An 11,492-nucleotide genomic window follows, 5' to 3' on the forward strand; every position below is an offset into this window, starting at 1 on the left:
GTCCGCTCCATTGTCGGGGCAGGTTTAGAAAAATAAACCTGCCCCGACAACTAAAGCCATTCCGATCCGGGCTAAGCTTTCCGGTTTATTCTAGTTTTTCTGACAAAAAATTATTTTCTTTTTAGCCAGTTGCATGGACTTAGACAGGTGTTTTTTTATTCAAGTCTTAAGCGGGCTGCATGTGCGTGGCCTGCAAGTCCTTCGGCGTCGCCAAGGTGTCCTGCGGCTTTTGCAGAAGAAACTGCGCCTTTTGAGCCTGGAATTGTGCGTAAAGTTGTGACTGTTTTTAAGAATACACGTACGCTCAAGCCGCCTGTAAAACGTGCGCTTCCAGAAGTAGGAAGAGTGTGGTTTAGTCCTGCTGAGTAGTCGCCAAAAACTTCTGCGCTGCCGTGTCCCAAAAAGAGCGAGCCGTAATTGTGGCAAAGTTCTGCGATTTTGTCGCGTGTTGTTCCTTCGTCCATTGCAAGTTCGAGGTGTTCCGGGGCTTTTCGGTTCGCGGCTTCTGCTGCCTGTTCAATATTGTCGCAGAGAATGATTGCGCCGCAGTTTTCGATTGATTTTTCCGCCGTTTCTTTTGTTTCGAGGACTTTAAGCTGCTTTTCGATTTCGGTTTGTACCGCCTGTGCAAGTTCTTTTGAATCTGTTGCCAGAATTGGCTGTGCAACAATGTCGTGCTCAGCCTGCGCAAGAAGGTCGGCTGCAACCCATTCTGGATTTGCCGATTTGTCTGCAATGATAAAAACTTCTGTCGGACCTGCAACCATGTCGATTCCGACTGTTCCGTAAACCAGTTTTTTTGCTTCTGCAACAAATTTGTTTCCTGGACCTACGATTACGTCTGTGCGAGGAATTGACTGTGTTCCAAAAGCAAGTGCTCCGATTGCCTGTGCTCCGCCGCAGGCGTAAGCCTTTGTAACGCCGCAAATATATGCCGCCGCCATAATATTTTCGTCAGCATAAGGTTTTCCGCCGACAAAAGGAGAGCCCGGAATTCCAGTTCCTGCTTTTTGCGCGGCTTCTCTGTCGTCAGGATGAACTCTTGGCGGTGTGCATAGAACAATTTCCTTTACGCCTGCCGCAACTGCCGGAGTGACTGTCATTACAACTGTGCTTACGAGCGGAAATCGTCCTGCCGGAACGTAAACACCTGCTTTTTCGACAGGAATATTTTTTTGGCCGGTAAAAAGGCCAGGTTCAAGTTCAACTTCAAAATTGTCAAAAGATTCGCGCTGTTTTTTTGCAAAGCGAAGCGCAAGGTCGTGGCTGTAGCAGAGCGATTTATAAAGTTCTGGATTCTCTTTTTGCATTTTTTGAGCGGCAGATTTTAATTCTGACTGAGGAATTTCGAGCGAAGAAGGCGCGCTTACGTCAAATTTTGTGCCGTATTCTAAAAGCGCTTTGTCGCCGTTTGTTTTTACGTTAAGAAGAATGTCTTTTACAATGTCGATTGAAGAGCCAAAGTCGCGTCCGTTAAAAAAATCGTCTTTTAAATCTTTATAGTTTATGATTTTAATCATCTGTATGCTCCAGAAACATTTTGCAATTTTAGAACAGTCTATTGAATTTTGCGCTTTGTTGCTAGAGAAAGAGTTTTTGGAAAAAATTCGCAGGGCGCGAGAAACGACTTTTATTAACAAAAAATCTTAGCCCCGGCTGGAATGGCGCGCAGCATCCGGCTTTTGCCGGATAAAACCATGCAAGACGGGCCGCGGCAGGTGTTTTGTGCTCCAAATTTTTATCTTATAGAAAAAAAACGCTTTTTGTGGTAGGCTGAACCCGAAAATTCTGTTTTTTTGAAGGTTTTTATGAAAATTTACAAACTAGGCGAAGAGGTTATCCGTCAAAAATGTGTTTCGGTTGAGCCGGCTGAAATTAACGATGAAATGCGCAGTTTTTTTAACGAAATGTTTGATACGATGGACGAGGCTCAGGGCGTTGGGCTGGCAGGTCCGCAAGTTGGCGTTTCTAAAAGATTTTTTGTAATCACTGTTGATGATGGTGTGCGCCGGGTTTTTATAAATCCGCAGATTGTTTATACTAGCAACGATCTGTGCGATTATGAGGAAGGCTGTCTTTCGCTTCCGGGTTTTGAAGAAAAAATTAGAAGACCTTCAAAAGTTACAGTTTCGGCCTTAAATGAATTCGGCAAGCCTTTTACTCTTGAGGCGGACGGTCTTTTGGCCCGCTGTATTCAGCACGAAAATGACCATTTGGACGGAATTGTTTATATTGACCGCGGCGATCCTGAGTTTGCCGCAAAAGTTACAGCTCAGATGAAAAAGCGGCTTGAACGCGCTCAGAAAAAAGAAGCGGAAAAAGCAAGAAAAGCGGCTTCGATCGCTGCAAAAATTGCCGCTAAACAGGCAGCAAAGGAAAGTAAAAAATAGTGAAGATTTTATATGCGGGCTCACCATTGGCGTCGGCCATGGTTTTAAGGAATTTAATTGAATTTTCTCGTTCTGATGAGGGCAAATGTCTTGGAGTCGAAATTGTTGGAGTTTTGACAAATGTTCCGTCGGCTCGCGGGCGTAAAAAAGATTTGATTCCTACAGAAGTTGCTGTTTGCGCAAGAGAAAATGACATTCCTGTTTTGGAATTTGAGCATCTTCTTGTAGAGGCTCGTGAATCGGTTTGCGCTTTAAAACCTGAACTTTTGGTAACTTTTGATTATGGCCGGATTTTTGGGCCAAAATTTCTTGAGCTTTTTGCCCTTGGCGGAATAAACTTGCATCCGTCAGCACTGCCAAAACACAGAGGCTGCACTCCTGTTCCTGCCGCAATTCTTGCCGGAGAAAAACAGCTTGGCGTTACTGTGCAGAAAATCGCGTTAAAAACTGACGAAGGCGACATTCTTGCTCAAAGCTTTGTGGATTTGGACGGAACAGAAACAACTTTGGGCTTGATGGACGGAGATGGAAAAAACAGCCCTGTTGTAGAAGCCGGGACTCAGCTTTTTATTCAGGTTTTAAAAAATTATGCAAACGGAAGATTTGACGGAAAAGCTCAGCAGGGCGAAAGCGACTATACTCCGTTTATAAAAAAAGAAGACGGACTTATTGACTGGAATAAAACGGCTGTGGAAATTGACCGACAGATTCGCGCCTTTACTCCCTGGCCGTTGTGTTTTACTGCTTGCCATGGCATAAAGCTTTCTATTTTGAAGGCGGAGCCAGGAAAACTGGATGCAAATTCTTTTGAAAATAGCGAAAAAATTCAAAATGTTCCGGGAACTGTCCTGCCTTACCGGAAAAATGTTGGAATCGAAATTGTCTGTGGTGGCGGAACTGTGCTTGCTGTTAAAGAACTTCAATGGCAGGGCAAAAAAAATATGGATTACAAAAGTTTTATGAACGGTGCGCGGGACTTTATAGGCTGCGTTCTTGATGATAAAATCAATTTCTAGGAAAATAAAAAATTAGGAAGATTTTATGAAAATCAAAGGATTTTTTTCTAAACTTTGGCAAAAAATTAAAAATTTCAATATTCAGAATTGCCGTGTAAGTTTTATAAAGGGAATGGAAAATTTGCAGGCAAACGGCAAGGCTCTTTTTGTTACTATAATTCTTGCAGTTATTGTAATGCTTTTGACTTGTCTTGCAGTTTTTTTTGCGACTGTAAAAGGTCCGGAAAAGGTTTTGGTTCCAGAAGTTGAAGGAAAGGAATTGGCTCAGGCTCTTTTGGAAATGCAGGTAAAGGAATTGTATCCGAAAATTCAGCTTCGTTATGACGAGCAGCCGTCTGGAACAATTATTTCTCAGTCGCCGTCTTCCGGAGCAATTGTAAAAGCTGGAACACGCGTAAATCTTACTGTCAGCCGCGGAGCAATCGTTTCGGAAGTTGGCAATTATATTGGTCAGAAATATGATAACTTAAAAATTGATTTGACAACGATGTTTACAGGTTCTTCCCGGCCGCTTATTTTGCTTGCAGAACCTGTTTACAAGGCTTCTCTCGAAGAAGCTGGCACAATTCTTGAACAGGAGCCGCCTGCCGGAACAAAAATTTCTAATCCTGTTACGGTTAATTTGATTGTCAGCCGCGGTCCAAGCTTTGACAACACTGCCGTTCCTAGACTTATCGGAAAATCTGTAAAAGAAATGCTCGCTCTCTTGCCAAATTTGCGCGTTGTTCTTGATTTTTCTGCTCACAAGGCTGCAAAAGACGAAAAAGAAAATTCAGTTGTGAGCCAGCAGAAATTTGACAGCCAATATATTGAAAATTACACAAGAATGTCTGTCGAAATGGCATTTCCGGTAAAACCAAAAGACGATTTGATTTATGGAATTTTTGAAACTGAGCTTGCTCAATTCCCTTATCCAGTAGCAATGACGGTTGAATGTATTGAAAGCAACGGTCAGCGCAGTCAGCTTGTGGCGCTAAACCATACAGGCGGACATTTCTCGGTTCCTTACGCAGTAACAGAAGGAAGCGAATTGATTTTGCGTGTTGCTGGAAAAGTTGCAAAACGCGTAACAATAAACGAATAGTTTTGAGTGGAGGAAAAAATGGCGAAATCTTTGGTTTGTCTGTGCGTAACAGGAAAAACTTTGGCGGAAGATGTTGCAATTGTTGAAAAATACAAAGAATTCATTGATATAGTTGAACTTCGTGTAGATTTTCTTGAAGAAGATGAACGTCTTAAAATCCGCGAATTTCCAGCAATGATAGATGTTCCTGCAATTCTTACAATTCGCCGCAAAATTGACGGTGGGCAGTACATCGAGGGCGAGTCGACACGCACCATGCTTTTTGCGCGCGGTCTTGCGTTTGCTCAGGAAGACCCGAAGAAAAATTTTGCCTATGTTGATTTTGAAGAAGATTTTCATATTCCAAGTTTGGAAGATGCGGCTCAGGCTTTTGGAACGAGAATTATCCGCTCTTACCACAATATGAGTTCTCCGATTAAAAATATTGTTGAAAAATTTGATGAACTTCGTCAGAATTCTTATGAAATTCCAAAAATTGCTTTTATGCCCCATCGTCTTTCTGACGTTACAAAAGTTTTTAGCGAAGCAGACAAATGGAAGAATACAGAGCAGATTGTATGCGCAATGGGACCTCTTGGGCTTCCGACAAGAATTCTTTCAGAACGATTGCATTCATATCTTACGTACACAAGTCCATCTGAACTTTTGGGCAATTTGCTTGAAATCGGACATACAGATCCAATCACCCTCGAAAAAACATATCATTTTCATTCGATTAATGAAAAGACAAAGATTTTTGGAATTACAGGCTATCCTCTAAAAATCACTTCCAGCCCGGAATTGCAAAATGGAATGTTTGAAAAGGCAAATTTAGATGCAGTTTTTATTCCATTCAAGTCGGAAACAATCGAAGACTCGCTGGATTTTGCAAAAACTCTTGATATTCAGGGATTTTCTGTAACAATTCCCCACAAAGAAACAGTTATTCCTTTAATAAAAAATATTGATGAAAAAGCAGAATCAATCGGCGCCTGCAATACAGTCGTCCGTTATGGTGATGATTGGAAAGGTTATAATACTGATGCGCTTGGTTTTGAAAAAGCGCTTTTGGAATTTACCGGTGCAAAAGATTTAAAAGGCAAAAAAGTTGCAATAATCGGTGCTGGCGGAGCAAGCAGGGCAATTGCTTATGTTGTCAAAGAACTTGGAGCAAAGGCATGTGTATTCAACCGCACTTTGGCAAAAGCCCGTTTAATTGCCGAAAAATACGGTTTTGACTATGCAACGCTCGGCCCGGAGAGCCTTGAAAAATTGAACAAATATTCTGACGTAATCGTTCAGACAACTTCAAAGGGCATGGGCAGCAACGATCCTTCAAACCCAGAAAACGACCCGATTTGGTTCTACGACTTTAACGGAGAAGAATATGTTTATGATGTAATCTATTCTCCAGAAGTAACTCCAATTATGGCTCGTGCAGATGCTTCAGGCTGTAAAGTTTGCAATGGCGCCGGAATGTTGCTTTATCAGGGAATTGCACAGTTTGAATTGTACAAACAGCTTGTATAAACAATACAGAACAGGCTTCACAAAAAATCGTGAAGCCTGTTTTTTGTCTATTTTAATAATTTATTCAGCCTTAAATCATTCTGCCGCCAGTTTTTATCTACCTTAACCTGCAAATCCAAGTCAATTTTGTAGTCAAAAATTTTGCGCAGCTGTTTAATTGATTCAATACGGATTGTTTTAATCATTTGAGCGCCTTTTCCGATTACAATGCCTTTTTGACTTTCTTTTTCAACGCATAAAAACGCACGGCACCACATTTTTGTCGGCGAACGCATTTCCATATCCGCAATCTGAACATAAACGCAATGCGGAATTTCCTGATCAAGACGGTTAATTGCCTGTTCACGGATAACTTCCGCAATTCTAAAGTCAACTTCCTGGTCAGTATAAAATTCTTCCGGATAAAGATGGGGCGCAACTGGTGCAAGTTCGTAAAGCGCACGCAAAACATCGTTGACTCCTTCATCGTTTTTTGCCGAAACATCGAAAATATTTTTTTCGGAAAGCTCAGGAAGCTGTTTTGACAGAAAAACTCTGGCAGCCGACGGATTTGATTTTTTTTCGTCAATCTTGTTTAAGGCGGCAACGGTCTTTTTTTCATGCCCTTTTAAAAGTTCTGTAATCAGTTTTTCTTCATCGCCGCAAGGACGCGTCGAATCCACGACATAAAGAATTGAATCCGCATTTGCAAGCTGGTCTGCAACAATATTGCGCATTTTAAGATTCATTTTTTTGTTTGATTCGTGGTAGCCCGGAGTGTCCACAAAAACCAGCTGACCGAGCGAAGTGTTTACAATTCCACGGATTGCGTTTCTAGTTGTCTGCGGAATCGAACTTACAATGCTTACCATTTCTCCTGAAGCCGTGTTTAAAAATGTCGATTTTCCGGCAGAAGGTCGCCCGATAATTGTAACAATGGCTGTTTTGTCTCCGACAGTGCTTTCTTTTTTTTCTGATTCTAGATTTATATTTTCCATTTTTCGAGTATAGCATTTTTTAAAAATTTTGTAAGTTTTTGCAGGACGCCATTTACGCTCTAACCGGTGTTCCAGCGTTCCGCTTTTCGCTTCATTGCAAAATACTGCGTATTTTGCAACGCTTCGCGCGCCTCCACCCCGGCGTAAGAAAAATTCAAAAAACAAAAATAAACAGTTTAATAAAACATTTATGAAAAATTATTGGTCTGCCTGTCTTTACTGTGTTAAAATATTCAATACTTATGGATCGGTTAAAAGTCCTGCCAGGCAACCCTTGGGATTTGGGAGCGGTTTATATTGGCAGCGGTGTAAATTTTTGTGTTTTCAGTCGTAATGCGACGGCTGTTTATTTGGAGCTTTTTAAAAAATCAGACGACAGTGCTCCTGCATGTACTATAAAATTAGAGCCTAAAATAAATCGTACTGGCGATTTGTGGCATGTCTTTATTGAAGGTTTAAAACCTGGAGCACTTTATCTTTTTAGAGTTGACGGCCCTTTTGAGCCAAAAAACGGGCACAGATTCAACAAAGATATTTTTCTTTATGACCCTCGCGCAAAAGCTCTGACAGACGGTTCGCTTTTTAAAAATTTAAATTCCCAAAAAGTCTGTCCTCTCGAAAAAATGCCAAAATGCGTAGTTGTAGACGAACTTTCTTATAATTGGGAAAATGACCAGCCTCTAAAAAAGCCTTTAAACGAAAGCATTATTTACGAAATGCATTTAAAAGGCTTTACGGCTTCTCCTTCTTCTGAAGTAAAATTTCCTGGAACTTATCGCGGGGCAATCGAGAAAATTCCTTATTTAAAAAAACTTGGAATTACCGCGGTTGAGCTTTTGCCTGTTCAGGAATTTGACGCATTTGAAAATATGAACACAAACCCAAAGACCGGCAAACGCCTTGTAAATTATTGGGGCTACAGTACGACGGCTTTTTTTGCGCCAAAAGCAGCATATTCTTCGGATAAAAGACCTGGAGCATGTGTTGCCGAATTTAAAGACATGGTAAAGGCTTTTCACAAAGCTGGAATTGAGGTTATTTTGGATATTGTATTCAACCATACTGCCGAAGGAAACGAGCACGGAATTACATTTGGTTTTAGAGGATTCGACAATTCAATTTATTATCAGCTTGTAAGCACAAATAAAGAATATTATGTAAATTTTTCTGGCTGCGGAAATGCCCTCAATTGCAATCATCCTGTCGTTCAAGAATATATAATCGGCTGTCTGCGCTATTGGGTTCGAGTAATGCACGTAGATGGCTTCCGTTTTGACCTTGCAAGCGTCCTTTCCCGTGACGAAAATGGTTTTTTGACCTTAGAAGCGCCTCTTACAAGACGAATAAGCGAAGACCCTATTTTGCGCGATGTAAAAATAATTGCAGAGCCTTGGGATTGTGGCGGCGCTTATCAGGTTGGTTCTTTTCCAGGCGGAAGATGGTGCGAATGGAATGATAAATTCCGCGACGGCATAAGGCGTTTTATCCGTGGAGACGAAAAACTTTCGACAGAAGCCGCGACGCGAATTTCCGGTTCGAGCGATTTATATTCTTCAAGCGGAAGAAAACCGTATCATTCTATAAATTACATTGCGAGCCACGACGGTTTTACAATGAACGACTTGGTTTCGTACAATTACCGTCACAACGAGCAGAACGGCGAAGAAAACCGCGACGGCACTGACAACAATTTAAGTTACAACAACGGTTTTGAAGGCCCGACGTTAAATCCAAAAATTGAAAAAAACAGAATTCGCCAGATAAAAAATTTTTTTGTTGCTTTGTTTTTGAGCCAGGGAACGCCAATGTTCGTTTGCGGAGATGAAGTTCAGCGTTCTCAAGGCGGAAACAACAATCCGTACTGTCAGGACAACGAAATCTCTTGGTTTGACTGGAACGACATAAAAAAGCACGGCGATTTGTTAAATTTTGTAAAGAAATTGATTGAATTGCGTCGTAATCACCGCGTGTTTATGCGGGTTGATTTTTTTAAAGGGCAAAAAACTGCAACACAGACAAGTCCTGCCGATATAAACTGGTTCAACATTGAAGGTTTTATGCCAGATTGGGCAAAACTAGACAGGTTTTTGGCGTTCAGGCTTGGAGGGGGAATTACAGAACTGGATTCTAAACCGGACAACGATTTTTATGTTGCTTTTAATACCGACATTCACGACGTCACTGTGACTGTGCCGCCGCCATCTGCCGGAAAAAAATGGTATAGGGTTCTTGATACTTCGATAGAAAATGAAGAATGTATTTTATCAGAAGGAAAAGAAGAACTTTTAAGAAATCAGGAAAAATATGTTATTTTGTCAGGTTCTGCCATTGTTTTAATCAGCAAATAGCAAAAAATCGTGATAAAATAATAATGCATGAATTTTTTGGCAAAAAGCGTGCATAAATTGTAGAAAAGTCGATCAAAACATAAATTTGATTTTACAAAAAAGGATGGAGAATAAAAAATGAAGTTTAATGCAGAAAAATTTCGCGAAAATCTTGCGGCTCGTTTGCGGCGTCAGTACGGAAAAGATATTTCTCAGGCAAATGAACATGATCTTTTTGATGCGGTGAGCGCTTCAGTTCAGGAATTGATTTTGCCTTCTTGGATGGCAACTCGCCGCGAATACGAAAAAAAACCGGTAAAGCAGCTTTATTATCTTTCGGCCGAATTTTTAATGGGCCGTGCCTTGAGCAACAATTTGATAAATCTTGGAATAAAAGACGAAGTTAAAAAAGTTCTCGACGAAATGAACATAAATTTTAACGTGATTGAAGATGAAGAGCCGGATGCTGGACTTGGAAACGGCGGACTTGGCCGTCTTGCCGCTTGTTTTTTGGATTCACTTGCAACTCTCGACTATCCTGGACACGGTTACGGAATTCGCTACGAATATGGAATGTTTGAACAGCACATCGAAAACGGCTATCAGGTTGAATATCCAGACAACTGGCTCAAACATCGCGATCCTTGGGAAGTAAAACGCTCGGATTTGGCGGTAACTGTAAAATTTGGCGGAGAAATCAAATACGGAAAAACTCCTGACGGACAGGACAGATTTTATCTGGAAAATGCCGAAGAAGTGATTGCGACTCCTTACGATATGCCGGTTGTCGGTTTTGACACAAACACTGTCAATACTTTGCGTCTGTGGCAGGCTTCGAGTCCAAACGGTTTTGATTTACAGCTCTTTAACGACATGCGTTACAACGAGGCTGTTTTTAAACAGAACGATGCAGAAAATATTACTCGTGTTCTCTATCCGAACGACAACGGTCCTCAAGGAAAAACCCTCCGCTTAAAGCAGCAGTATTTTTTCTGTTCAGCGTCGCTTCAGGATTTGGTTCATCACTTTGTTGCTGATTATGGAACGGATTTTGCAAAATTCCCGGAACTGCATGTGATTCAGCTGAATGACACTCATCCGGTTGTTGCAATTCCTGAGTTGATGCGCATTCTTATGGACGAATATTCGATGGGTTGGAATGAAGCATGGGACATCGTTACAAAAACTTTTGCCTATACAAACCATACGATTTTGGCAGAAGCGCTTGAAAAATGGGACATTTCAATTTTTCAGAGCCTTTTGCCACGAATTTATCAGATTATTGAAGAAATCAACCGCCGGTTTCTTATTGAACTGCACGCAAAATTTCCAGATGATTATCAAAAGCAGAACAGAATGTCGATTATTCATGATGGAAAAGTTTACATGGCTTGGCTTGCAATTCACGCAGGCTTTAGCGTAAACGGAGTTGCCGCGCTTCATACCGAACTTCTTAAAAATGTTGAATTAAAGGATTGGTACGGACTTTATCCTCAGAAATTTAACAACAAAACAAATGGAATTACTCAGCGACGCTGGCTATGCAATGCAAATCCTGAACTTGCAAAATTTATTACAGACAGAATTGGTCACGGTTGGGAAAAAAATCTTTCGAAACTCAAAGAACTTGAAAAATTTGCAGATGATGAAAAATCTCTTGATGAATTGATTTCAATTAAGCGTCATAACAAAGAAATCCTTGTTGATTATTTAAAGCATCATCAAAATGAATTTCTTGATCCAGATTCGATTTTTGATGTTCAGGTTAAGCGTCTGCACGAATATAAACGTCAGCTTTTGAATGTCCTTCATATTATGTATTTGTACAACAAAATTATCGAAGACCCGACATTCAATCCTCCAAACCGTACGTTTATTTTTGGAGCAAAGGCTGCTTCTGGCTATCGTCGTGCAAAGGCGATAATCAAATTGATTAACACAGTTGCAGAACGTGTAAACAACGATCGTCGTGTGGGTGGCAAACTTCGCGTTGTATTTGTTGAAAATTATCGTGTAAGTGTTGCAGAAAAGATTTTTCCGGCGGCAGATGTTTCTGAACAAATTTCAACGGCAGGAAAAGAAGCTTCTGGAACTTCTAATATGAAGTTTATGGTAAATGGCGCGCTTACGCTCGGAACTTTGGACGGCGCGAATATTGAAATTTTTGAAGAAGCAGGAAAAGAAAACGG

General features: G+C 41.0%; 8 protein-coding genes. 6 read left to right on the plus strand and 2 right to left on the minus strand.

The features are described from left to right. Nucleotides 1-155 precede the first annotated feature (155 nt). On the minus strand, nucleotides 156-1,520 hold the full coding sequence (gene hisD / locus B2X33_RS09365; protein WP_296669216.1) for a histidinol dehydrogenase: 1,365 nt from the start codon (nucleotides 1,518-1,520) through the stop codon (nucleotides 156-158). Between the two features lie 288 nt (nucleotides 1,521-1,808). Here hisD and def point away from each other — a divergent pair, with 288 nt between their 5' ends. From def to B2X33_RS09385, 4 genes are read left to right on the plus strand one after another with little or no spacing between them, the layout of a single operon-like run. Then, a complete protein-coding gene (gene def / locus B2X33_RS09370; RefSeq protein ID WP_296669218.1) occupies nucleotides 1,809-2,390 on the plus strand; it encodes a peptide deformylase in 582 nt (193 codons plus the stop codon). Further along, nucleotides 2,390-3,406, plus strand: a complete 1,017-nt coding sequence (gene fmt / locus B2X33_RS09375) for a methionyl-tRNA formyltransferase (protein WP_296669220.1) — start codon at nucleotides 2,390-2,392, stop codon at nucleotides 3,404-3,406. The genes def and fmt overlap by 1 nt, the downstream gene beginning before the upstream one ends. A gap of 25 nt (nucleotides 3,407-3,431) precedes the next feature. Further along, nucleotides 3,432-4,490: a PASTA domain-containing protein gene (locus B2X33_RS09380; protein WP_296017141.1), complete on the plus strand. Its 1,059-nt coding sequence runs from the start codon at nucleotides 3,432-3,434 to the stop codon at nucleotides 4,488-4,490. Nucleotides 4,491-4,508: 18 nt separating this feature from the next. Then, nucleotides 4,509-5,999: a type I 3-dehydroquinate dehydratase gene (locus B2X33_RS09385; protein WP_296669222.1), complete on the plus strand. Its 1,491-nt coding sequence runs from the start codon at nucleotides 4,509-4,511 to the stop codon at nucleotides 5,997-5,999. Between the two features lie 47 nt (nucleotides 6,000-6,046). Here B2X33_RS09385 and era read toward each other — a convergent pair whose 3' ends face one another. Further along, nucleotides 6,047-6,976 (minus strand): GTPase Era, encoded by a 930-nt coding sequence (gene era / locus B2X33_RS09390; RefSeq protein ID WP_296017174.1) that lies wholly within the window; start codon nucleotides 6,974-6,976, stop codon nucleotides 6,047-6,049. A gap of 242 nt (nucleotides 6,977-7,218) precedes the next feature. Here era and glgX point away from each other — a divergent pair, with 242 nt between their 5' ends. Both glgX and B2X33_RS09400 read left to right on the plus strand, forming a co-directional pair. Further along, a complete protein-coding gene (gene glgX, locus B2X33_RS09395; protein ID WP_296669225.1) occupies nucleotides 7,219-9,324 on the plus strand; it encodes a glycogen debranching protein GlgX in 2,106 nt (701 codons plus the stop codon). Between the two features lie 117 nt (nucleotides 9,325-9,441). Further along, nucleotides 9,442-11,492, plus strand: a 2,051-nt coding sequence (locus B2X33_RS09400) for a glycogen/starch/alpha-glucan phosphorylase (RefSeq protein ID WP_296669227.1), incomplete at its 3' end; no start/stop codon positions are given.

Origin of the sequence: Treponema sp. UBA785, from assembly GCF_002297065.1 — a bacterium.
Taxonomy (GTDB): domain Bacteria; phylum Spirochaetota; class Spirochaetia; order Treponematales; family Treponemataceae; genus Treponema_D.

Bases quoted from the DNA above. Each gene is read 5' to 3' on its own strand.
- hisD (WP_296669216.1), bottom strand. From the start codon at position 1,520: ATGATTAAAATCATAAACTATAAAGATTTAAAAGACGATTTTTTTAAC.
- def (WP_296669218.1), top strand. From the start codon at position 1,809: ATGAAAATTTACAAACTAGGCGAAGAGGTTATCCGTCAAAAATGTGTT.
- B2X33_RS09380 (WP_296017141.1), top strand. From the start codon at position 3,432: ATGAAAATCAAAGGATTTTTTTCTAAACTTTGGCAAAAAATTAAAAAT.
- B2X33_RS09385 (WP_296669222.1), top strand. From the start codon at position 4,509: ATGGCGAAATCTTTGGTTTGTCTGTGCGTAACAGGAAAAACTTTGGCG.
- era (WP_296017174.1), bottom strand. From the start codon at position 6,976: ATGGAAAATATAAATCTAGAATCAGAAAAAAAAGAAAGCACTGTCGGA.
- glgX (WP_296669225.1), top strand. From the start codon at position 7,219: ATGGATCGGTTAAAAGTCCTGCCAGGCAACCCTTGGGATTTGGGAGCG.